This window comes from Bradyrhizobium embrapense (assembly GCF_001189235.2).
Classification (GTDB): domain Bacteria; phylum Pseudomonadota; class Alphaproteobacteria; order Rhizobiales; family Xanthobacteraceae; genus Bradyrhizobium; species Bradyrhizobium embrapense.
The window spans coordinates 136,494-159,826 of the sequence record NZ_LFIP02000007.1; the positions used below are offsets into that span (position 1 = coordinate 136,494).

Sequence of the window (23,333 nt, forward strand, 5' to 3'; positions counted from 1 at the left end):
GAATACGCGGCCTGGCTGTAACATTTCGCCGATGGTAGCCGTGCGTCCGGATGTCTTCGCGGATTTGCTCGCTCACCGACCGTACGACACGTTTCTTCCGCCAGTTCCTGTTAAAATGGAGCGGAATGGAATCGCCCCGAGGAACGACGAGAAGGTCGTTCCGTTCGTTCACGTATATATCGTACATGGATCCTCGCTCTCGACGAACATAGGCCGATGCTTAAGCGGTTTGGTGACTTTGACGACACAGTCGCGAGAAAGCCTCATGAGCCGCTTTGCTCCTCGAGAGGGTCACGCTCGAGCCACCGCTTCCACGGCAACGCGGCGGCGAGCGTGAACTAATCAAGTCGCCGGGAGAATCCCGCACGCGGACATCGAAAGACGCCTCGGCGTCTTCCTCAAGTTCAATTTTTACGCCGGTCTTCAAATTGCTCAGCATGCTGTGGCAATAACCTGCAACGTAGTGAGCGAGAGGAAGGCCTCGGGGTCTACAAGCAGCTTGCCAATCAACCTTTTGACGTCCGCTGGAAAACGGCCCTAGCACCTCTGGGGGCCAAGGGCCGGTGCTGGGGCCGCATCTTGCCTGACTCAGGGATAAGCGACGGGCGGCTTGAAGATAAAGAGCGGGCCAAGCAGGGCATTTAGCATATGTGAATCTCGGCCACATTTTCCAACGAGAAGCGATCGTAGCAGACCTCGCACCCCCGCCTGAACTGGATGCGCGCCAATATTCTTTCCACCAAAGCGGCGGTTGACTCGCTTCTGAAAGTTGGGGCCCCCTCTGTCGCGAGGTCGGCGCAGCGTCTCGGTTCGAAATCGCTCAGACATCGATCGGGCCTGACTTCGTAAAGCTCGATGTGGGAATCACCGGTGCCAGTCGGCGGGACGGTCCGGGGCGCCGTGGGGCAGACCGTCAGTCTGATCAAGATTCTTCCGCTTAGCAGAACTCTACTGAGAGACCGGTGCCACGAGCCTGCTGCACGTCGTTCGCTCATTGGGGAAGCGAACAACGCCAGGCGCCAGATTCTAATGCGGAGTAAAGGGGTCCTCGGAACCGCCAGACGCGGATGACCGTCGAGCATTCCCTCCGAACCTACATAGCATGCTGGCAAGGCATGGACTGTTCGGGCTCACCAATACTGGCAGATCGCGGCGGATTGGCTCTTTCCTTGCAAAAAGCCATCGAGCTCATTCTGCCACCGCGTCTTTCGATGTCTCCGCTGCATCTACCCTCGTCATCCATAACTTCCTAGCCTTGCCCTGTATCGAAGCGGCACCGCATCTCCCCAACCAAGAGCAGGTCATACGGGGTGCAACACGCGGCGATCTTTGCGCTTTCGCTTTGACGGAGCCTGGAGCAGGTTCTTCCCCGAGGCACATAGAAGCTTCGGCTTTCCTGCATGAAGAGAAGGTTCGCATCTGCGGCCGTAAACTTTGGATTGGCCTCGCTGACTGGGCCCGGTGGATCGTTTTGTTTTGCGCGAGCTTACAGTCATGATGCCAAAGGTCGCCTCGTTGGTGTACTGGTTGATAGGCAGGCTCCCGGCCTTAAAGTCACGCACGAGCATCGCACCCGTGGAATTATACAGAATACTCTCGAGTTCCAGGATGTCGAGGTGCCACGTGCTTACGTGCTTTTTCGCGACCAAGACGGTTGGGGTGCAGCGGCATCCAGTATGAACCGCGGCCGAATAGGTGTGGCTGCGATGGGCCTTGGCGCCCTTGAGCGCGCGATCCAGGTCGCGGCTTCATATGCAAATCATCGTCGCCTAGGTAAGCTGCGCATGATTGAGAACAGCCATATAGAGCAGCTGTTTGGGCAGATGGTGCTTCGCCGCGAAGTCGTGAAGGCGATGCTTACGGCATCTTGTAGACGTCTCTGGGCAGGGCTCTCCCAATGTCCACCTTGCGTCGGCAACGAAGGTACTGTCGTCCGAATGGTGCGGCCTTGTCGCCGATCAATGCGTCCAACTGTTGGGTGGCCGAGGGTACGACGAGGGGACGCCCTTAGCTAAAATCTATCGTGACGCCCGTATTCTCCGCTTCTTCGAAGGTCCGACGGAGACGCTTTTATCCCATCTTGGCCGCTGTCTTCTTTACAGAGCCACGCGCGACGAAATAGCCGATCTCTTTGTCTCTCTGGGTGCGGCGTCAGTCCATGCGGACGCCATTGAGGAGCTCCGCGGCCTCGATGAGACAGACGGTGCCGTGCTAATCTATGCAGGTTGGCTCACCACATTGGGATTAGCGCAAGCTGTCATGACTGATGGCACTTTCACTGCCTCGGACTGTGCTACAGCGGCGACTGATCTGGTCAGCACCGAACTAGCTGCTGTGCGTTCTAGCGCGCCGACACGCCTAAGTGTCGAACGCCGCACTCGTGCCAGCCAGACGCGGGCCACTTTTTCTTCAAGACCCGGCCTGCTCCATCCGTTCCCCTGTTCTCAGAGACGATTACCTTAAATTGGTACAATATGTCTAACGTCCAGCGACGAGGTGTAGCGAAGGCGATCTGACACGCAGGCATTGCGGATGCGCCGAGTCTCACCTCGACCATGACCTGACCTTGTCAGTTACAACAAGCCGCTGACCGCGCAAAGCTGCCGGTTCATGATGGCGCATCGCGTCAGCCTTAAGATGCTCCATCACCGCCCCGCCGGACGAAGGATCCACGATCGCCCGGCGGGGGACTTTCCGTTGAAAACGATCGGGTGGCTCCTGCAGCATTTTCGCTCTGGACCGTCTCAGCGTCCGCATTTGAGGCGACGTTGAACGGCATACGCTTCCTAGACTAGGCTCGTGCCCGCGCAACAATCCCTACTTCACTGAATCGATGCTTAAAATCGACTTGCATTTCTTCTTTTCTGTTGATGCCTACGACGAAGCAAGCGTCGCTCCTCTGCTGCCCCTTCTGCATGTCGCGTAAGACGAACGCGAATAACCTTCACACCCGCTGGTTACTGAAATGAAGGAAGTTACAGATGTCAAAGTACATTGCCTCATTCAAGCGGAATCCAAATGCTGATATTCGGCTCGTCAGAACACATGGATCGAAAGCAAACGCCTGGAAGCCGTTCGAGCAATCTAATCGGACGCAGTCATCTGTCCGCTCCACGGCCTGAACGTTTATCCCGCAACGATCATAATATTCTAGTCGCGCCGCGGTCGCTGTCTCGCTGGTTGAAAAGAGCGACAACGCGAGATCAAAGGGCGTCTGGCACATTACCGTGAGAAATTCCATTGGATGATCCATGGTGCCAAGAAAATTGAACGGCAGAATGCACAGCACTCTTCCGTCATATCGCCGCATGATCTCACCGACCAGACGCCTTCTTTTAAAGAATTTGTTGGCCTCGCAGCGGACAACAGCCCCCTTGTCCTCCTTCAATCTGCGTGCACGAGGTGGATTGATGTCGATACCAAGGTAATCACAGTCATCGTTCTTGACACCGATAAGGCGGTAGCAACTGCAACCGACCTCAATAATTAGCCGGTATGTGGTCGAACGCAGGAGCTCATGACAGAAGGCTCTCTCACATTCATGGAACTGACGCACCCGAGCGGTGAAGTAGCCCGGACGCATGAGACGCATACCTTCGCCGTCCAGATAGATCGCTCGATTCACTTGACGAGATCCGAACGCAGAGGAGTTCACTGGCGCCTCATCTCATCCCGCTTGGCCGAAACATAAAGTCTGCGACATCGGAGTCCGATCGCCGTGGTCAATTCATCGCTCAGCATGTTCGCGGCCAACGCCACATCTGCGACGGTCTGCTCGGGGCAGATCAGGTCGACCATTGTACCCGGCGCAGTCGAACTCTCGGGCAGATCCGTCACATCGATGCTCATGAGATCCATCGAAACGAAGCCAACGATTGGCGCGCGAGCACCATATATGAAGACATGACCTCGATTGCCGAGGCTACGCGGGAACCCATCTGCATAACCAATAGAGGCGGTCGCGACACGCATCCGTCTCTTCACCGGGTATGACCTGTGGTATCCGATCGCTTCTCCGACCTTTACGCTGCGACATTGAATGATTCGCGTTCGCAGGCGGACGACTTGCGATGGCCTGAAGTCGGGATCACCGGATATGGCAAGGCCGAGAATCCCTCCCCCCGACCGTATGAGGTCGAAATGAAATTCACATCCGGAAAATAGTCCCGCGGAGTTCGACAGCGAAAGGATGGCTTTGGGAAACAGATAGGTAAGTTTACGGAACTGATCCAATTGTTGCCGACTGATTTCGTCGCGCCACTCCGCGCAGGCGAGTTGGCTCATGAACAGAACGACAGGCAGATCCGACAGCACCCTTTCGCTCTCAGCGGCTTTTTGCAGTTCGTCGATGGGAAACCCCAGTCGAGACAAACCCGTGTCGACATGGACACCTGCGGGTAACAGCCGGTTGCGAAGGCGGCAATGCCGAAGCCAAGCATCCAGCTGTTCCCTGCTGTTCAGGATCGGCAGCAAATCATGGCGCTCAATAGCCGCCTCCAAACCGGGCATAGCTCCGTGAAGCACGTAGATCTTCGCAGATAGTGGCAGCACCTTGCGTAAGGCCGCGCCTTCTTCCACATCGGCCACGAAGAAATGCCCGCAGCCAAGCCGCGCAAGAAACGGCGCTATGCGCAGCGCGCCAAGGCCGTAGGCGTCTGCCTTGAGAACTGCGCCGCAAGCGCTTTGGGGCGCCAGCATCCGAAACTTCCGGTAGTTAGATTCTATCGCGCCGAGATCAACAACCATGGTCGATCTCGATGTGTTGGCATAGCCGGCATCTGACGGATTATCAGAGAGATTGGAATTGAGACCAATCACATCCGGCATAAGCCGACCCTCATGTCGCCGTAATGGCGTGTCGATCCGCAGCATATAAGGATCGTACTGCCTCTTCCGCACATGCTGGTCCAAAGCGAAACCCATTACCCGAGCCACCGCCAATCACATGCAAACCTGCGATATCTTTCGCAGGACGGGAAAACGGGACACCATCCGCCGAATAGCAGTCGCAGAACACACGTGCTGACTCCACCGCCGGCACCTTGGAGGAACACCACTTGGCCAGAATTGCGTTGGCACGCGCGAGATCATCCGAACTGAGCCGCAGCTCGTCGGAAACCGGCTTCACATCCCATTCCTGCGAGGTAAAGCTGAACAGCCAGTATCCTTGCTCGATCATGGGAATGAGGAACGCGTAGTCATCGAAGAGCCCAATCATTGGACAGTTCGGCGTGGGCCGTACGGCCAAATGGAGCGCGACGACCTTCTTGACTCGCAACCCCGGTTCGTCTGTTAGGTGCTGACGCAACGGCGACTCCGGTAACCATGGCCCGATTGCGAGAATCACCCGCTTCGCCGAGAGTTCGCTGTTATCAGAGGTCTGGAGAAGAATATTGCGTGGCCCCTTCCGTATTTTTGTAATCGATGTACTCTCTCTTATCGACACTCCCTTGATCTTGAGCCTTTGAGTCAGATCCTGAACGATGGAATCGACTTGACAGTACGAACCACGATCCAACACGACGGACACATCGTCGGGAACCACGAACTGCTCCAGCGATAATAGCCTCTCGACCAGAGCGAAAGATGTTGATAGGCTCAGCTGGCCCGCGCTGCCCTGTTTCGCCAGTTCGCCGGGATTGCGCGTCAACCAAAACACATCACAGTCTCGCCCCTTGGGCCATTGTCCGTCGGGATAGATCCCGCGCCAGAATTTCGAACCACAGTCGATGAGGCTTCTTTCCTTCTGGTTACGACAGATGTTGATCTGGATCCCAGGCGCAAACCCGCTCGTACCAGATCCAACGATATCTCGTTCGGCGATGACTATTCTTTTTTCCGGGCCATCGCTCGCTGCGATGAAGGCAGAACTGAGGCCCATAATGCCAGCCCCGATGACTGCGAGGTCATAGATCTTGTCAGTCATTGAGTTTGTTTCCAGGAGATGGACAAGGCGCTCAGCACTTCGCTGCCACTATTCCGCAAATGATGGGTTTGATTTGGTCGCAGAAACACCAGATCGCCGGCCTTCACGGCCAACTCACCATCGTCGGTCACGACCTGACCGCGCCCGCTCGTGATCCGCCAGATCTCGGTGGATGGATGAGAATGAGGCGTCGACACCGCGAGTGGATCGAGGCGGAATTCGATGAATTCAACCGGAACGGTGATCTCCGGATCATTTATCCCTTCGACGTCCTGTACCAGTACGCCGGGGCTGTAGACCGTTACGTCCCCTAAAGTCATCAGCTGAGCATTCTTCACGGGGTATCTCCAATCATGCAACTCGATCAGACATGCAGCCCATTGCCGATCCTCAGCGGGCGCTCTCAGGCACCGCACCATGCCACTTGAGAGCTCCTGTTGCAGGCCCGCAATCGTAAGCTACCCGACCAATGATCGAATTGAGCACCGTTGCGGCGCGCCAAGGAACCAAACTCAGATTTGTGTCGGCGATGCCATGTTGAAATCGTGCACCATTCTGGACGTATAAGCGGCAGCTTTCGGGGCCATCAAACCGGGCCCGGAACTCCTTGCCGACCACGATCTCCCGAGAGCCGCCAGGCGCACTCACAATCGAAAGCCGGTTTGCGACCGGCTCCAGAAAGGAAGGGATTTCGGTCCGATAGCCCGTGGCCAGCACGATAATGTCGGCGACATGTTCTGTGCGAACGCCGGTGGCCTGCTGGCGCACCCCCAGGCGAAATGGAGATATGGCACGGAGCTCTTCGGCCATGGTGTCGACGCGTATTTCCACCTGAGCGGGATACGAACCTCGACGAACTTCGCGGTCGTAAAGTGCGTTGTAGATCGCGCGCAGTGTCGATGGGTTGACGCCATCGCTCGCCAAAGCCTGCCGTTGAAGGGTTTGCTCTCTGACGGCTTCGCTTTGTTCAAGGAACCATCCGTCATACTGTGGAAAGAACCACTCATTGACGAAGGGACTATCTTCGAGAGCAAATATGCTTGCGCGGCGCGTGACCCAGGCCAAGGCTCCCAGCGCACCGCATGCTCCGGTTAGCAGATGAAGAAATAGTTCTGCTCCGCTTTGGCCACCACCTACCACAACAACACGCTTGCTGGAGAACTCACGGCGCCGCAGGAGGAAGGTACTCGCGTGAAACAGCTGATTCTCCGGTGCATTTCTGCTCCAGTCGGGAACAAAGGGCATCCGGCCTACGCCGACCACTGTCGTACGGGTCTGATAATTGCGGCGATTGGTAGCGATACTGAACGCCTCGCCGCGTAGTTCGACTGCAATGACCTCTTCGCCGAATTGAACGTTCGCAAGCTTTTCGCCCGCCCATTTCAAATAATCTTCAAATTCGCTCCGGCCAACCGAAGCGATACCTCGAACCATGGCTTGATAAAGCCGTTTTTTCTCGTGCAGGTAGGCGAGAAAACTATATGCACTTGTCGGATCTGCCGGTGTTACCAGGTCCTTTAAGGGGCTGGTTTGCATGAAAGCCCCATCTAGAAGCAAACCCGGATGCCAACTTAGCGTCTCCGATCGTTCTAGGATATGTACGGAAATTTCCGGAATCGGGGCCGCGAGCGCTGCCAGGCTCAGATTCGCCGGGCCTGCGCCGATTGCCGTTACCTGATGACCGCTGCCCTTCTTTGACATCACGCTATCCGTAAGATCAGCCACTTAACATTCCCGGCGGGTCGAAAACGCTTGAATTGCTAGAACGATTCCATTGCCACCGATAAGCGTCATCATGCTCTTCAGCAGGTCATCGAAGCTGTGGGCGCTCACGATCTGCCCGGCGATATATGGAAATCCGAATAGGCCAACGAAGTAGGAAAGCGTGAAAACCTGAGAAGCAACCGCCAATGATGTCCCGTCTGTACCTGCAATGAGGACAACCATACCATTCAGAGTCGAATAGCTAAGTCCGTATCCAAGGGCGAACATCGCTGTACCGAGGATGTAGATCTCCGCACTCCCTGCATTCATCAAAAGCAAGAATAGTCCCGCCATGGTGCACAAGATGAGAAACGCAGCGATCCACTCAAGCCGGACTTTTCCGATGACCGGCGCCACCGCGAAGCGCATGAAAACGGCTGTCAACGTGAAGACGAGAAAGAATGTATCGGCGGATTGCCCCCGCGATGAAGCGTAAAGCGTCTGGAACGTGGACAGACCAGAAAACACGCATGCGCCGATTCCGATCATGACGATCGGATAACGCGTATTCGACTTGAAGGCCTCCCGCACGCCCTCAAACGTGAGTCGAACAGCCGCCATTTTGATCTGAGGAGCCTGCGCCAGTGCCCTGCTAGCAAACTCCAGCAGCATGGCGCCAACGAGACATGCAGCCGCGAATAGAGCGTACGCTGCGATATAGGTTCCGAAAATCTCCACGACCGTGCGCCCCAGGGGAACAGCAAGTCCGATCCCCAGCATCTGGGATCCGGAAAGCAAGGTGAGATATTTGACACGAGCCGCAGGGCGCACGCGTTCTAGGATTTGAAGCGGCGCCAGCATATAGAAGATTGACCATCCAATGCCGAGCGAGAGCCCGCCGAAATAAGCGAGGAACAGAGAAATTGGAGCCGCTGCAAAGCAGATCATTGCAATTGCCATCACCACGGCGGCAAGGATGATCGTTCGCATCAACCCGCATGAATCGGCGATCCGGCCAGCCACAAACGAACATAGTATTGTCGCGACCGTACCGGTCGAAATAATTGTTCCTGCTATGGATGCGCTCTGTGGAGCCGAGCGGAGAGCATCCACGAAAAAAAAGCTCGCCCCATAGGACGCGGCCACATTGATGCTACCAAGCATGAATGGAATCGAGACATCGAGCGGCACCTCATCGGGCAACTTCTCGGCGGTGACAATGTTCGCTGCGGCTCTCATGGTGCAACTATTCCCGGGAGGCATCCATCAATGTCTGCGGCCGTCAAGCTGCGCCCATCGATTCTTGGTACCCTTCCGCTTCGTACGGATGAGGGTCGCGCAGCGCAGGCTGCGATGGGATGTCCTTCATGGCCGAGCCAGTGCCACAGAGCTTCCGTTATCCTCGGCATCAGCGGCCAGCCCAGTATGCTGAAGCCCATCAGCCATGTGTAAGCGATCTGATAGTGCGGATTGGAATCAAGACAATCGAGCCATTCGGTTACCGATCTGGACACGTGCGACACGCGCAGACGATCTAGCGAGAGGGCTGAGCACTGTTGGTTGTACAGCCGGTTCAGCGTGAGCATCATCGCATCATCTACGTGACACGCGGCAGAAGACGGCATCGCGTTGATGATGTCCGTACAACGATTGAAGACCACAGCGCTCTTGTCGAGAATCGCATTGTAGCGATCAATCAATTGCTTCGGGTTCAGATCCGTCTCCGCTTCTTCGGGGCAGATTTCCGACAGACACACTCTGAGAATATCGATAGATATATCCGGCACCTGAGCGATTTCACCCGCCCATATCACGTGGCCGCGACTGGTAGAGAACTTCGATCCGTTCAACAAAAGGAAATGATTGAAGAAAATTCGGTCAAATTGACGAAAGGACTCCTGACCCAATGCACATCCGGTAACTCCCACGAGCATCGGGATTGTATTGTCGATACCGGTCGCGCCGATCAGGAAAGTATCGGAATTGCGCGCAAAGGCACTTGGCGTGCCGGATGCCTCCGCATCTTTATGCCCACAATAGAGGGAATGAGCGTAGAGCAACGAGGAGTAGCTAAACAGGATCTGACGTGTGTTGAACTGCTGCGAATTCCAAGCCATTCCATGCAGGCCAGGAACGGTCAACCGCATTCGCTGCCCTTTACGTGCGATATATCGCCTCCCTATCTCCACAAAGCCAGGTTCGATAGCCGCATCGTCCCACGCCCGGACGAGTTGGTCGTTTCGTGTAATTGTGAGAAAGGCAGAGATGTTATCTGTCCATTCTACGATCCGTCCTCGCCTCGACACCGGATTTCGTGCTTCGTCTGGCTCGAAATGATCTCCACACTGTTCGCAGAAGAAGCTCCCTGCGGATGCTCCGCATACGGGGCAGGTTCCGCCAAACCAGCCTCCAATGCAAAAACGCTCTTCCGTTGGCGTCAGAGCAGAGCCGGCATCGTCGACGGGTAGCCGCGCTGCGCGAAACTCCAGCGATCCTGCTGCAGATAGCGCCTCCATGAGCGCGTTGCTGACATTGGAGAACCGCTGAAGATTTTTGCCATGGGCTGGATCATCGAAATGATCGAAAACGATCCCTAGTGAGGCGAGATCACGAGCAATCTCGACATGGAAGCCATGAGCCAAGTCCGACGGGTCGATGTTCTCGCGCGCTGCTCGGACTAGAACATGGTTTTCGAAACCGTCGGTCGTCAGACCGGAGCGAACATGATGCCCTGCCCTCTTCAGGTGCCTTTGTACGACGTCCATTCTGAGAAATGGCCCGGCAGCGTGGCCAAGATGTGCCCTGCCGTTAGCCGTCAAGTTGACGGGCGAGATATATACGTCAGCGGGGTTCGCATTCGCTACGCTTAGCGGCGCGATGATTGGGCTTCTTCTCATATCTGCACATGACATCCAGTAACAGATCCTGAAAACACCCGAATAGACATCCAGATAGCCCACCACGGCAACGGGAATACGCGCGCGGCTCGATAGGTTATGGATCCCATCGGGTGCGGATTTCGAGTCAGAATGTTCAAAGCGTGTCACATACTCTTTGAGTACTTGACGCTCTCCTAGCTGGACGGTTCACGTATCGGTTCACCTCAGCTCGCAACCTGGCCAACCTCTTCACCTTTGCTTAGTCAATCGAACTGATCGCTCCTGGAACGATCGAGATGTCGCCGTGAAGAAGCAAGTGACGCGCCAATTTAAAATCGTTGATTTTGCCCTTGCCGCGGCCTGCATTTAGGTCGACTACCGACATCTGGTCACGAACTCGACAGGCGGCTCGGCCGGGCCGGCAGGAGTCCGCCATAGGTTCTTTTCCCTTCACTCCCTTAAGAGCAACGGCGATCCGTGGGAGGGGTAGCCGGCCCCGGCCAGGCGACTGCGAGTTCACGATCTATGCCAGGCGACCATTCCTGCCCTTGCAAGGTTGCTGATGATCCCCGACCTGTGGACGAGCGCGCAGCGATCAAATAGGCCCGCGCGAAACGGATGCACGAGCTCTCACTGCCAAGAATCCGATGGCTTGCTGCGAAAACTGCAGCGTGCCGACCAGCCGATTGCGCCTGGGAGTAGGTAGTTCCGAGCGTCGCGGAGAACCGGCCGGCCGGCGAACATGCCGACACTCGGAGGGTCGACGAACCCATTGAAGTCAACCGCAGGAGCTTAGCCCCTGTTTTTGAAAAGTTTAGACGGGTTCAGCCCGGCGCCTCGTGGGCGCTCCAATCAACCGAGACCGTACGACAGATAACGTTATTGTGCCTTACCGAGCCGCACAATCCGGGCGCAGGGCGATTCAACCTTCGAAGAGCGAGGCAGGCGTCCTCCGTCGTGCGTGAGCTGTCGGCCTCTTCCAAGGAAGCAAGACCATTTCCAAGTAAGCAAGGCCATCTCGCTAACGTACAGCGCTTTCTCCGCAGAACTGTCCGGTCTCCGCCAAGCTGCGACACCTTCGGGGCACCACCGGGACGAATTTGCGCGGTCGAGAGCAGCAAATTCGACCTTCGATGGCTTCGGTGGCGCGCGTCAAACCATTGCAGCTTCCGATCTCGATCCCCATTGTCAGGCAAAGGCTTCGCGCCAGCACATCGGACCGACCTCCGAAGCCTCGATTTGCTCACGTCATGCCTTGCGTGACCACCATAAATATATCAAGCCCGTTCACGTTACTGTAACGGTCGCCAAGGCTTTTGAACAACTCGCCCATCTGGTTTGACCGAACGGAAAATTCTCCATAATTTGGATCAAACAGGGTCGTCATTCCATTCGACGTCGAGGTCGCAATTGTATGCGCGCCACGCGGTTTAAAACGCAGGCCGATCAGATAGACCGATGGATCGTGGGTGACTTCATTCACTATCTGGGCAATTCCGGAGGACGTTCCAAACTCATATCGAGTCTGATTGTTCGCAGGCTCTAATCCCGCCTCACGCAACATTGCGGTTTTTGCCTGAAGGTTGGTAGAATCGCCCGGCCTGTCACTTCGCAACAACGCCTTGAGCTCTTCATACCGTTGCTGCCGCACTGCTGCCGAGGCATGGCTTTGAGCGCCCGGTATCAGCGCGCTCATTCGGGACGAAGGGCTGCTGGCGAGATTGAGGAGCCACTCCGCCGCCAAGCCGACGCAGATGCCATCGACATTGGCGCCAGGCAATTCGGCAGTTCTGTATTGGAATAAAGGCTGGCTCGGCTCTGGTCTGCTGCAGCAGAGCCCCATTTTATCCGACAGCGCTTCGGGAGGCTGGCTCTCTTCCTGCGCGGGATCCGTAAGCGCTTGCTCGAAGTTGCTGTTGTCCGCCGACTGAACCCAGTTCATCATCTTGATCGGCGCGCGCGTGGCTTGGCCACTTACCGGATTGAACATGGCGTTCGCGTGCCTCTAGCGTATGCTTGCCTGGACGGAGTGGAGCTGGCGAGCCCTACCTGCGAATCATATCGCGACAAGCTGACGACGAGCTGACGAGCAAGAACGGGTTGGAGAAGCGGCCGCAGGGCGTCTCTTGGATGGCCACCTTTTCTGCTCAGCCGGTCCCGGCCGGAATGCCGGCGCCCTGGTCGACGACTCCAAGGATACGGAGTGGTCGGACACAATCGCCGGAGGATGCAATTTTATCCCGAGCTCGAGTTTGGCGCGGCTCTCCAGACAGATTTGACGCGGCGATGGTTCGATTCTGACGCTGTGTTCCGTCAATTCGCCAGCACCGGGCTCGCCGAGCCCGTGCGTCATCATCACTTCGTGCTTCGCTGGGCTGGCAAGCCCGCGACGTTAGGCAAACGGAAGAGCCGACACTTTCCGTTGCGGTGCGGGCTGACAATAGTGCCGAACCACTGCTTTTCATCTGCCACGCGGACAATCCTTAGCCTACCTTATGATGCGGTCGCACTCATGCGCGCAAACCACATTGCCGCCTCTGATGGGCCGAGCCCAACCACGCCTACAAAGCCCGGTGGCGGCATTGGGATGTCCCGATGAGTTGGCCTCCACAGATGCAGGCAGTACCGACTGTTATTTACATATTGCGAATGTGGGGGATGCAGTTGCATCACGCATTCCTCTTCATCCCAGAACAGGTCTTTGACGAAGCACATCTCTTCCCAATTCGGACAACGTCGCGACGTTGAGACAGCGACATGCTCCCAGCCAGGACGGATTAATCCGCTGATCCTCAGTTCACAGCCGCAAGGCCCCTGTACAACGAACATGCCACAAGGACCTGATCCTGGATGGCTGGCAAATTGGCCGTATTGTACGCGACCGGCCTCCAGCTTCTCAATTATTTTCGCCCGCACGTTTCCTCCTTTGCCTCGTGGACCGCCTTGAAGTCGATGTAGATGACATTGTTGTTTTTCAACTCGCGACTTAGCGCGTGTTCCGTCCTATTTGGGACGGCGCTCCAATACCATTCTTCAGCGAACCACCTGCTGAGAAAGCCGCAGATGTCCATCACTAGTTCTCCTCTTTTTTTGGCCGCTGGCGCCCTGCCCAGGACGCTTGCGAATTCTTGCGAGGTCTTGATTGCCCGAATGCAAACCGTGCAAGATCCGCTCGATGATGACCCGGCGCATAGGTTGCGAATTTCCTATCTGGGAGGCTCCGCGGGCATGAGGACCCGACATCTCGATCACAGCACGAGGCCCATGCGGAGCGCCTTGCTCATTGACTGCAGGTACACCGCCGAACAACGCACGCTTCAGCACATGATGTGGCCTCGAGCTTTCACGGTTGAAGCACAATGTTTCGTTGTGTGCGCCGCGTTGAGGTCTCGCGGAGATGTGCTTGATCCTACGGAGGCGTCGAGAGCCACCACCTCATCGCCGCCGGATCGATCGCCATTCTTGGCATGCGCTCCGAATTGGCTGACATCTACATTCCCTCATCGCCCGCAATACCACAGCGTAATTCGCATATTCTCGCTCAATGCTTGGCAAGGGCGATTGCTGCCTCACCAACTGTCCTGCGGTCATTCGCCGCTTTCTGCTCGCCGAGTCTGAAACAGGGCCAATGCGTCATCTATGTGGCCGTGATCGATTCGTCCGGGAGCAACATCGGAGCGGGCTAGCCTCACGTCGCGATGGCCAGGCATAACGTGTCGCTAACCGATAACATCCACGGGTTGATGAGGTTTCGTAAGCTTATGGTCAGGGAAGCTGATTAGTCTATCTCGAGGGACTGCAATCGCGCTGCGGTTGGCGGCGCCTTTGCCACGTCCCTACATGCAACTCCGAACCCCTGTTCGCTAAAAGTCGCTAGCGAGCTCTTGCCTTCTTTCGATGCCGATGGCGCCTTCCGGACGACAAGGTCGCAACTCCGACCATGTGCAGCGAGCTCGTGTCGCCAAACCAAGCGGGCGGCTTGCTTCGCATCGAGGCTGCGCCGGCACCAGTCCGATCGTGGCATGCTGATTGCTCTAGTGAGTCCAGACGTCACTCATCTGGCTATCCTTTATTTCTGAGCGATTCACTGCCCGGCGTCCCTCAGCTTTGGTAGCACCTCGTCTAACCGCCCACTGCATGAGAAATACCATCACCTGGATACAGGTCGCACGGCAAACAAGAATCCGATAACCCGAGCCATGAAGGAAGACTTCGAGCTTATGAACGATACGATGCATCCGGAGAACACCCGCTCCCCGCGGACCAGTGCGGCACGTGGTCCATGACTCATTGGCGCACACCAAAGGACCCGATTGTCAGGCCTTACGACGCCGATTGCCGTTGTTTGCAGGCGCAACGGCGATGGAATCTATGGCCGCTGGCCGCGCTCCTCCTGGGTACGCTGCTCTGGGCCAGCATTTACTGGATCGTCGCAGCGGTCTTCTTATGAGCCAAAGAAGCCCGCGGAACTGACAAATCACAAGTAAAGCTACGTCGGATGGCACGCGCGCACCTCCCGACCTCGGCGATCCGATGGTAAGCCAGGAATATCCCCACCGTCAGTTGGAAGCGGACACTTCTTTCACAGGTCCGCTTTGTGCGTCGGCGCGGCTAGCAGAACATGAATTCGTAACTGAGGCAGCAACACGCCTCCAGCATACCATGCCGAACCAGCTTCGAGGTCACTCAATGTGCCTCAAAGCCGCAAAGCCTATCGTGGACCAAAACGCCAAATCCAGCGCTAATTGCTTGGATGCGCCGATTGCCGAGTGACATTTGCTCCGCGATCGGCGCTGCGGCCGTCCAGCTGAGGCACGGCTTATCGAGGCCCGGCAAAGCCCTACAGCTCTCGCTCTGACCATGTTTCATCCTCACTTCTGTGCGTCTGCCACTCTTGGGCACGCCGAGCCAGCTTATCGTACTCGATCGCAACGTTAAGAAGCCTGTCTCTGGGTTTACCATAAGCGAGTCCTTCCGCCTTTCTTCGCGTTGCTTCCGCGCGGCTTCGCCAGTGGTCGGGCTGGTAGAGTTTACTTTTCGGATTCATGCCGTGAGCATGCAATTTGGACATCAAAGAAATGCGACACCGGCGCTCCGTATAATCACCTAAGGGCTGGCGGCCACCAAAGCGCCATTTGCCACCGTAAGAGGTGTCGGTCGATTTGATTCAAGAAGGGACTTGAATCGCACGCAGCGTCAGATTGTACGATCCTGGACAAGTCGGGACCGCATCCGACAATCCAGACGCTTCCTGCGGACAATGAGAATAGCGAATGTGTCAAACATCTAAACTCATCTGGCGAGAGTCGCTCGGGATCACACGCTTCGGCAGATACGTACCTGCGCACGCGTTATCCAAGGCTACCTCGGCCGGTAGCGGAAGAGATCGAGCCCTTCGATATTTCTACAGAAGGCGCTCTCATCCCGATGGCCGTCTCCGGATTAATGTAAAGCGCAGGCCGACTACACTAAAGATGACCTGGAGGCGTCTCATCTGGATTCGCTACGCAGGATCAATTGCGTCATTAACTATGGTTTGAGCGCACCTGGCTTTTGCTCATCTCATGCCTCGATAAGGCCGGCACCAGGCCGCAGGACGTGTTCGATCCCGTATCGCGCCGACCGTGGCAGCAACTATTGGCCGTGAGGTGGGCTGTGCTCAAGCACCTCAACGCGCCACGCCGAGTACTTCAAGACATCCAGGCATACCAGAGTCGGCGACACGGAACTCGCAGGCATTGCACCTGGCGCTACACGTCTATTGGCCGACGGACAGACCATCTTGCGCTTCGCTCAAAACATCGCAGATCTACCAACCTTAAGGAATGACATGACTCAAGACCAAGGGGCCGGTTTGGCTTCGCTCCTCAAATCCTGCCGCGCCATCGCTCTAGCTGCCGCAGTGATCGCTGTAATCCCGCGGCAGGTCAACGCGCGAGATCAAGCTCCGACTCCCGAGGAGAGACAGGCGTGTATGGAGGACGTGTTCCGCCTTTGCAGCAATCACATACCGAGCCACGTCGCTATCCTTGCTTGCCTCAGATCCAAGTACGCCAGCCTCAGCCAGCAATGCCGTTACGTGATCTCCTCGCGAGATACGGGCAAGAACGGCGGCATCTCGAAGTAGAGGGTCGGGTGGCCTGTTCGCCCGCCTCACGTTCCGAGATAGCCCACCTAGCACGCAGGACGTTCACACGACGTCGGCTGGAGGCAACAAGCACGGTCACTCACGACGGTTTGGTCCCCTTCATGCTTATTTGGATAGGCAAATGCCACAATTGCCCTTCGATACCGTACTGATCGCCAACAGGGGCGAGATAGCCGCCCGCATCGTCAAAACGTTACGTAAACTTGGCCTCCGTTCTGCAGTTGCCTATCACGAAATAGACGCGAGAACACCCGCCGTCTCCATGGCCGACCTGGCCATTCAGATCAGCGGCAACACGCCGATCGCAAGTTATCTCGATACTAGGCAGATCATCGCGGCCGCCGACCAGGCGCGCGCCGGCGCGCTGCATCCCGGTTATGGGCTGCTTTCCGAAAATGCGGAGTTCGCCAGAGCCGTGACAGACACCGGCATTGCGTTTATCGGTCCTCTTCCGGATACTATCGAACTGATGGGGGACAAGATCCGCGCGCGCAATTTCGTTCAGTCCAACGGTTTTCCGGTCACCCCCTGCGTCATCGAAGAAGATGATCCGGCGACATTTGCCTCCAGAGCGCAGGCCATGGGAGCTCCTCTGCTCGTGAAGCCATCGGCTGGCGGCGGCGGTAAGGGCATGCGGATTGTACGCGACCTTAATACCTTGGAGGCAGCCATCGAGCAGGCGCGCAGTGAAGCGGGCCGTTACTTTGGAGATGCCCGACTCTACGCCGAACGACATCTCGAATACCCACGACACATCGAAGTACAGGTGCTCGGTGATCGCTTAGGAAACGTCGTGCATCTGTACGAGCGCGAGTGTTCCGTGCAGCGCCGCTTCCAAAAGATTATCGAGGAAACGCCCTCGCCTGCGCTATCCCAAGAATTGCGGGCTCGAATTTGCGATACGGCGGTTCGCATCGCTCGTGCAGCGAACTACCGGAATGCAGGAACGGTCGAATTTCTCTTGAGCGGAGACGATTTCTACTTCCTTGAAATGAATACACGACTTCAGGTCGAGCATCCGGTCACCGAGATGATTACTGGCGTCGATCTGGTGGCGGAACAGATCTATGCGGCAGCGGGCCGCGAACTTGCATTCTCCCAGTCCGATATCGTTTCGAACGGCCATGCAATCGAGCTCCGGCTGTACGCTGAGGCTCCTGAACGCGGATACGCTCCAACCACCGGAAAAGTACTTCTTCTCGAGTATCCCAATGACGTACGGATCGACAGCGGCATCATGCAAGGCCAGCACATCACGCCGGCGTTCGATCCGATGCTCGCCAAGATCATCGTGCATTCACCAAGCCGCATGGAATCTGTTCTGAAAGCCCATCGTGCAGTCCGCGAATTGGTTTTGCTGGGGTGCGAGACCAATGCGAACTTGCTCGCCCGGATCGTTTCCGACGAGGCATTTCTCGGCGGTCACTTCCACGTCGGATACCTTGAACAAAACCCGCATCTCGCAGCGGGCAATTTTTCTGCCGGAATGTCTGCGTTCCTCGCATCCGCCGCTCTCCTGACGAGGCCGGTCCGCGACTCGGCAGATGCCGTGCCAGAGCTTCATTCAGCGCTCGGCAATTGGAGAAACTGAAGTGTATCACTCGTTCGAGGTTGACGGCGTAGATCATACATTGTGGCTTTCGGCCAGCCGGCATGGCTACCGCCTTCATTTGCGAGACGAGGTGATTGCGCCCGTCGCATTCACCGAGCGCAGCGACAGCAGCGGTATCCTGACCATTGCCGGGCAGAGCGAACCCGTCAGGTTCGTGATCGACGGGGAGCTCATTCACCTCCATATCCGCGGCAGAACGCGTACTTTGCGCTACATCGATCCGCTAGGGGCCTACGCTGCTGGGAATGACGGGACTTGTCCCCTCGTAGCCCGAGCGCCAATGCCTGGGAGGGTTGTCGCGATTACAGTTTCGCCTGGTGACTCAGTCTCGGCGGGGACGGCGCTAATGATGATTGAAAGCATGAAGCTGGAAACGATCATACGATCACCCCAGGACGGCATCGTCGAGCGGATTCACGTCAAGGAGAACGAGAGCTTCGAGCACGACGCCGTACTCGTAACGCTGTCTAAAGAAGGGTTCTGAAATGCAGCGGATCGGTTCTGCGGCGGATGTCGATTCGCAGGAGTTTCGTCGCAACGACCTCCACAACAGACAACTGGCTGCCGAATTGAAGGAGCGCCAACGCTTGGCCCGGTTCGACAGACCTGAGAAAGACATCGAGCGGCTGCGTCGGCAGAACAAGCTGTTTGTTCGCAACCGCATCGCAGCCTTGCTGGATCCGGAAACTCCTTTCCTGGAGCTTTCCACGCTGGCTGCCAACAAGGCTTACAACGGAGAGGTTCCGGGTGCCGCGCAGGTGGTCGGCATCGGCATCGTTGCGGGTCGAGAAGTGATTGTTCACGCTGACGATTCCAGCGTGAAGAGCGGCGCATGGTATCCACTCTCGGTCAAGAAGATCGTGCGGGCCTTGGACATAGCCATCGAAAACCGTCTGCCGGTGGTTCATCTATGCGACTGCGCCGGCGGTTTTCTGCCTTTGCAGGCGGAGTTCTTTGCTGATCGATACCATGCGGGTCGAATTCTGCGCAATCAGTCGATACTCTCGAGGATGGGAGTACCGCAGGTCGCCATCGTCATGGGCCAGTGCACTGCGGCAGGGGCCTATGTCCCCGCGCTTAGCGAATACAACATTGTGGTCGAAGGCACGGGAGCCATTTTTCTTGGCGGCCCTCCGGTCGTGAAGGCTGCCACTGGCGAACAAGTCTCCGCCCAAGAGCTCGGCGGTGCCCTCATGCATACGAGCGTGTCGGGCACCAGTGACTATTTCGCAACTTCCGAGCTCCACGCAATCGCGATTGCGCGCAACGTTGTCGCGCGCTTCCATCAACCGGCGAAAACCTGCATCGATCGCGTAGCGCCCGAGCCGCCCGCCTATGATGCATCCGAACTCTACGGCATCATTCCAGAGGACGCGCGAGCGCAGTTCGACATGCGGGAGATCATCGCTCGTCTGGTCGATGGCAGTCGATTTGATGAGTACCAGCCGCGTTATGCGACATCACTCGTGTGCGGCTTTGCCCGGCTCTATGGATATCAAGTCGGGATTGTTGCCAATAACGGCGTTTTGTTCGGCGACAGTGCGCTAAAGGGTGCTCATTTCATTCAAATATGCGACAAAAACCGAACGCCCCTGCTCTTCCTGCAGAACGTCACAGGCTTTATGGTTGGCCGCGAATATGAGCGCCGTGGGATCACCAAGGACGGCGCAAAGCTGATCATGACTGTGTCCAGCGCGTCAGTCCCGAAGTTTACGATCATTTGCAACAGCTCTCATGGCGCAGGCACTTACGCCATGTCGGGACGCGCGTTTGATCCTCGGTTTGTGTTCAGCTGGCCGAACTCTCAGATTTCCGCGATGGGCGCCGAGCAGGCCGCCGGCGTTCTCACCCACGTCAAGGCGAGACAATTGGCCCGCAACGGAGGGCGGCTCTCTGAGCAGGAACTGGCAGGCATTCGCGAACCGGTTCTTGAAGAATATCGCGAGCGATCAAGCGCCTATTATGCAACGTCCGAGCTCTGGGACGACGGCATTCTTGATCCTGTCGATACCAGGACCGCCCTTGCAATCGCGTTGAGTGCTTCACTCAACGCACCGATCGACGCGCCGCAGTACGGCGTGTTCCGAATGTAAGGCAGGACCGAGCACTTAGGCGCTGACCCAAGCCGGACCGGGAGCTCTCCGTTGCGGTAGTATCCTTCCGGTTTCGCCGTATGCACCTTGATTTGCAGTCTGGCGGGTGGCTTGTAGGGGGCAGATCAGCACTGCTCCGCCCAAAGCATGTGAGAAGCGACTACAAACGACAGGACAGCGGTGCCGACAAGCCGCAAGATTTTTCCACGTTTCCGGGCACTTCGGCTGAATCCTCGTGATCAAGAAGTCGCCGCTAAGGCACATGCGCGGCAGTAGACCTCGCCATCTTTGCTGGCGCAGCAACTGCACTGCTCTCATCGGTCGGCGATCTCTTGACGGCATTACGACATGAAGAGCTTGACCCTCACGTAGCGTCAGGTTGTAGCCTTGCCGAAATGGCGGTGCCCTACTCAACCGATCACTCAAACGTCGACCCTCGGCCGTGCCGCCGATGGGCTTGATAGCTTCATCAAGATAGCCGGTGCCGCGTCTCTTCAACAAAAGCCTCCGATGAAGCGGGACACTCGTCAGATTCGGTCAAATGAACGTGTAAAGTCGATGGAAACGCTGAAATCAATTATTGGTAAAGTTGCCACCGGCGCCACTCTGACGCGCGAGGAAACTGCGTCAGCATTCGACGGCCTGATGTCGGGTCATGCGACTCCGTCGCAGATCGGCGGCTTGTTGATGGGTTTGCGAGTCAGGGGCGAGACGATCGAAGAAGTCACCGGAGCGGTCTCCGCGGTACGCGAGAGAATGCCGCGGGTCGAGGTCGCATGCAATCCGATCAATATCGCAAGTACGAGCGATACCGTTGCGTATTCGGCCAACGTGATGACGTGCGCCTCATTTATCGTCGCCGGAGCCGACGTTCCTGTTGCCAGACATGCCAACAGCGATACATCTTCGGGTCCTAGCACCGCGCAACTATTGGCGCATCTCGGTGTCAACGTCGACCTCAAGCCTGAGGCCGTTGCGCGCTGTGTGCATGAAGCCGGAATCGGCTTCTCATTTGCGTCAGCCCATTATCCGGCGATGCAGCGCGTCGGCCAGATCCGCACCGCACTTGGGACCCACACCATCCTTAACCTCATCGGGCCCCTGTCCAATCCGACCAGGGTCAAGCGGCAGATCGTTGGGATATTCGCTCGCGAATGGGTTCAGCCTCTGGCTTACGTGCTGAAGAACCTTGGCGCCGAATCGGCATGGGTGGTTCATGGCTCTAACGGGCTGGGCGAGGTTACCCTCACCGGGCCGACCTTTGTTGCTGCGCTTGAGGCCGGCACAGTGCGCACCTTCGAAGTGACACCGGAACAAGCCGGGCTTGCCCGCTGCGACAAGGAGACGCTGGAGAGCGGCGAAGCGAAGGACAATGCCGTCGCCTTGCAAAACGTGCTCGACGGCGTTCCGGGTCGATTTCGCGACGCTGCAATTTTGAATGCGGCGGCGACATTGATCGTGGCCGGCCGCGTCGAGACGCTGCAGGAGGGCGTCGCACTTGCACAACATGCGCTTGACAGTGGCAGCGCAGCCGTTCGACTGAAACGCTTGATTGCAGTGTCCAACACGTAACAGGGGCCGGAACACGGTCCCGAGGAAGCCGATTCTGACAAGCGGCTATGCAATAGCAGCTGCGACTGTGCGCCTATTCCTTCGAAATTTCGATGAGCATGTGCCGCGTGCGCGCGCCGTTCAAAGCAGTCCTCGTTAAGAACGCGGTACGAGAGCCATCCCTGTTCATCGGCGAGAGTCTGCTCCAGCCCCTACTGCCGAGATACAGACCCGCGGCATGCGCTGCGTTCCAAAGGAGATAGTCAGATGATGTCATCACAGAAGTTGGAGGCACTCGGATCCATCGCAATGATAGAACACATCATCCGAAAGTTTCGTGAATTGATCGACACGGATTGCTCGATCCCGCCCGAATTGCGGGGTTCGCTGCACGCGACGCTCGATGTGCATCTTCTGGATGCAAAAAAGCGTGTTCTCTTACGCGTACATTGAGCGATAACCTTGGGCAGCACTCTGGTCGTCGCGCGGAGGACATCAATGTCGTGTTCGGTCTCATCATTGCCCTCTAGACACGCGGTTTTCCGAGACTGCGCGCCCAATTGCGGCCGCGAGATGAATCCGAGCCTGCCCAAGCTAACGAAGCATCAGAGTGGGGTATAACCGCAAAGGCAAATCATGACACACTGGTCATCCCCCGTGGTTGGGAATATGCCGTCTATCCAGCCGGCCGATTTCCGTCAGGCTATGCGATATCTGGCAAGCGGTGTCGCCATCGTGACGACCGGAACGGCCGGCGGACGACGTGGACTGACGGTGAGTTCTGTGACGTCCATCTGCATGGAACCGCCGTGCTTGCTCGTTGGCATCAACGCCCAATCTGAAGCGCATGACGCGATCCTCGCTAGCGGCAGTTTTGCAATCAATCTTCTCCACAGTGACCAGGAGGACCTGGCCCTGCGTTTTGGCGGTCAGGAGGGAGTAAAAGGTGTTCATCGCTTCGGCACGGCTTCCTGGACTCAGGGCGTGGTCAACGTGCCGCTATTGTCCAACGCACTTTGCGCGATCGAATGCGTTCTCTATGACCACAAGATCATTGGCACACATAGGATCTTTATCGGACGAATTGTCGCAGCTCGGGCTGGCCATGGCAATCCATTGATCAACTTCCAGGGCGCGCTTCGAACCTTGCCCGTTGCCAAGTTCTGCGCAGAATGCCGTTAGAATGGAATACGCGTTGACCGGACGACTGGTACTGGAGCGATCCTTATCGAAAAATCATCCGGGCAGCTCGTGGACGACTTTGGTTCTTACGGGCTCACCTCGCGTTGAAAAGCGCGCGTAGCTCACGACTGATTAGACCATCCGACCGCACACTGGACCGGCATAGCCCCGACATAAACTACCAGCTTTGGTAGCTCAGTTCTCCTCGGCAGGCGCGTAGTGTCGCGGCAGGATCATC

Annotated in this window: 16 protein-coding genes and 1 pseudogene; 8 read left to right on the forward strand and 9 right to left on the reverse strand. The window is 56.9% G+C overall.

What is annotated here, in order from left to right; all coding sequences use genetic code 11:
- Positions 1–1,102 precede the first annotated feature (1,102 nt).
- The 3 genes and pseudogenes from AKN83_RS42115 to AKN83_RS42125 all read left to right on the forward strand — a co-directional run.
- Positions 1,103–1,498: an acyl-CoA dehydrogenase family protein gene (locus AKN83_RS42115; protein ID WP_128089448.1), complete on the forward strand. Its 396-nt coding sequence runs from the start codon at positions 1,103–1,105 to the stop codon at positions 1,496–1,498.
- Positions 1,401–2,015: an acyl-CoA dehydrogenase family protein gene (locus AKN83_RS42120; protein ID WP_128089449.1), complete on the forward strand. Its 615-nt coding sequence runs from the start codon at positions 1,401–1,403 to the stop codon at positions 2,013–2,015. Before AKN83_RS42115 ends, AKN83_RS42120 begins: the two co-directional genes overlap by 98 nt.
- Positions 1,897–2,463 (forward strand): annotated as a pseudogene (locus AKN83_RS42125) (acyl-CoA dehydrogenase family protein); the annotation flags it as partial. The gene AKN83_RS42120 and the pseudogene AKN83_RS42125, both read left to right, overlap by 119 nt.
- A 481-nt stretch (positions 2,464–2,944) precedes the next feature.
- Here AKN83_RS42125 and AKN83_RS27935 read toward each other — a convergent pair.
- The 9 genes from AKN83_RS27935 to AKN83_RS42130 all read right to left on the reverse strand — a co-directional run bounded on the left by AKN83_RS27935 (position 2,945) and on the right by AKN83_RS42130 (position 13,338).
- Positions 2,945–3,625: a hypothetical protein gene (locus AKN83_RS27935; protein WP_244485956.1), complete on the reverse strand. Its 681-nt coding sequence runs from the start codon at positions 3,623–3,625 to the stop codon at positions 2,945–2,947.
- 26 nt (positions 3,626–3,651) lie between these two features.
- Positions 3,652–4,872 carry an alanine racemase gene (gene alr / locus AKN83_RS27940; protein WP_157113599.1) on the reverse strand — a complete coding sequence of 407 codons (1,221 nt, stop codon included), beginning with the start codon at positions 4,870–4,872 and terminating at the stop codon, positions 3,652–3,654.
- Positions 4,838–5,926 carry an NAD(P)/FAD-dependent oxidoreductase gene (locus AKN83_RS27945; RefSeq protein WP_050404894.1) on the reverse strand — a complete coding sequence of 363 codons (1,089 nt, stop codon included), beginning with the start codon at positions 5,924–5,926 and terminating at the stop codon, positions 4,838–4,840. Before AKN83_RS27945 ends, alr begins: the two co-directional genes overlap by 35 nt.
- A complete protein-coding gene (locus AKN83_RS38725; RefSeq protein WP_083992298.1) occupies positions 5,923–6,264 on the reverse strand; it encodes a cupin domain-containing protein in 342 nt (113 codons plus the stop codon). The genes AKN83_RS27945 and AKN83_RS38725 overlap by 4 nt, the downstream gene beginning before the upstream one ends.
- Positions 6,265–6,316: 52 nt before the next feature.
- Positions 6,317–7,627 (reverse strand): lysine N(6)-hydroxylase/L-ornithine N(5)-oxygenase family protein, encoded by a 1,311-nt coding sequence (locus tag AKN83_RS27955; RefSeq protein ID WP_050404928.1) that lies wholly within the window; start codon positions 7,625–7,627, stop codon positions 6,317–6,319.
- Positions 7,628–7,651: 24 nt separating this feature from the next.
- Positions 7,652–8,869: an MFS transporter gene (locus tag AKN83_RS27960; RefSeq protein ID WP_063695557.1), complete on the reverse strand. Its 1,218-nt coding sequence runs from the start codon at positions 8,867–8,869 to the stop codon at positions 7,652–7,654.
- A complete protein-coding gene (locus AKN83_RS38730) occupies positions 8,866–10,542 on the reverse strand; it encodes a class I tRNA ligase family protein (RefSeq protein WP_347336840.1) in 1,677 nt (558 codons plus the stop codon). Before AKN83_RS38730 ends, AKN83_RS27960 begins: the two co-directional genes overlap by 4 nt.
- 1,210 nt (positions 10,543–11,752) lie before the next feature.
- Positions 11,753–12,499 carry a YopT-type cysteine protease domain-containing protein gene (locus tag AKN83_RS27970; protein WP_050404898.1) on the reverse strand — a complete coding sequence of 249 codons (747 nt, stop codon included), beginning with the start codon at positions 12,497–12,499 and terminating at the stop codon, positions 11,753–11,755.
- Between the two features lie 503 nt (positions 12,500–13,002).
- A complete protein-coding gene (locus tag AKN83_RS42130; protein ID WP_430641581.1) occupies positions 13,003–13,338 on the reverse strand; it encodes a DUF7694 domain-containing protein in 336 nt (111 codons plus the stop codon).
- 3,440 nt (positions 13,339–16,778) lie between these two features.
- Here AKN83_RS42130 and AKN83_RS27980 point away from each other — a divergent pair.
- From AKN83_RS27980 to AKN83_RS28000, 5 genes are all read left to right on the forward strand, one after another.
- Positions 16,779–18,248 (forward strand): acetyl-CoA carboxylase biotin carboxylase subunit, encoded by a 1,470-nt coding sequence (locus tag AKN83_RS27980; protein WP_050404899.1) that lies wholly within the window; start codon positions 16,779–16,781, stop codon positions 18,246–18,248.
- 1 nt (position 18,249) lies between these two features.
- Positions 18,250–18,753, forward strand: coding sequence for an acyl-CoA carboxylase biotin carboxyl carrier protein subunit (locus tag AKN83_RS39980; RefSeq protein WP_095732582.1), 504 nt, complete (start codon positions 18,250–18,252; stop codon positions 18,751–18,753).
- Position 18,754: 1 nt separating this feature from the next.
- On the forward strand, positions 18,755–20,362 hold the full coding sequence (locus AKN83_RS27990; RefSeq protein WP_050404900.1) for an acyl-CoA carboxylase subunit beta: 1,608 nt from the start codon (positions 18,755–18,757) through the stop codon (positions 20,360–20,362).
- A 558-nt stretch (positions 20,363–20,920) separates the two neighbouring features.
- Entirely contained in the window at positions 20,921–21,934 is a 1,014-nt protein-coding gene (trpD, locus tag AKN83_RS27995; RefSeq protein WP_050404931.1) for an anthranilate phosphoribosyltransferase, read from the forward strand.
- Between the two features lie 648 nt (positions 21,935–22,582).
- The gene (locus AKN83_RS28000) at positions 22,583–23,095 is read left to right on the forward strand and encodes a flavin reductase family protein (RefSeq protein ID WP_050404902.1); all 513 of its coding nucleotides are present in this window, start codon (positions 22,583–22,585) and stop codon (positions 23,093–23,095) included.
- The last annotated feature ends 238 nt before the right edge of the window (positions 23,096–23,333 follow it).

Coding starts and splice junctions, on each gene's coding strand:
- AKN83_RS28000 (WP_050404902.1), top strand. CDS start 22,583: ATGCCGTCTATCCAGCCGGCCGATTTCCGTCAGGCTATGCGATATCTG.
- alr (WP_157113599.1), bottom strand. CDS start 4,872: ATGCTGCGGATCGACACGCCATTACGGCGACATGAGGGTCGGCTTATG.
- AKN83_RS42130 (WP_430641581.1), bottom strand. CDS start 13,338: ATGTTCGTTGTACAGGGGCCTTGCGGCTGTGAACTGAGGATCAGCGGA.
- AKN83_RS42120 (WP_128089449.1), top strand. CDS start 1,401: ATGAAGAGAAGGTTCGCATCTGCGGCCGTAAACTTTGGATTGGCCTCG.
- AKN83_RS27970 (WP_050404898.1), bottom strand. CDS start 12,499: ATGTTCAATCCGGTAAGTGGCCAAGCCACGCGCGCGCCGATCAAGATG.
- AKN83_RS27955 (WP_050404928.1), bottom strand. CDS start 7,627: ATGTCAAAGAAGGGCAGCGGTCATCAGGTAACGGCAATCGGCGCAGGC.
- AKN83_RS42115 (WP_128089448.1), top strand. CDS start 1,103: ATGCTGGCAAGGCATGGACTGTTCGGGCTCACCAATACTGGCAGATCG.
- AKN83_RS27945 (WP_050404894.1), bottom strand. CDS start 5,926: ATGACTGACAAGATCTATGACCTCGCAGTCATCGGGGCTGGCATTATG.
- AKN83_RS27980 (WP_050404899.1), top strand. CDS start 16,779: ATGCCACAATTGCCCTTCGATACCGTACTGATCGCCAACAGGGGCGAG.
- AKN83_RS27960 (WP_063695557.1), bottom strand. CDS start 8,869: ATGAGAGCCGCAGCGAACATTGTCACCGCCGAGAAGTTGCCCGATGAG.
- AKN83_RS27990 (WP_050404900.1), top strand. CDS start 18,755: ATGCAGCGGATCGGTTCTGCGGCGGATGTCGATTCGCAGGAGTTTCGT.
- AKN83_RS38730 (WP_347336840.1), bottom strand. CDS start 10,542: ATGTCATGTGCAGATATGAGAAGAAGCCCAATCATCGCGCCGCTAAGC.
- trpD (WP_050404931.1), top strand. CDS start 20,921: ATGGAAACGCTGAAATCAATTATTGGTAAAGTTGCCACCGGCGCCACT.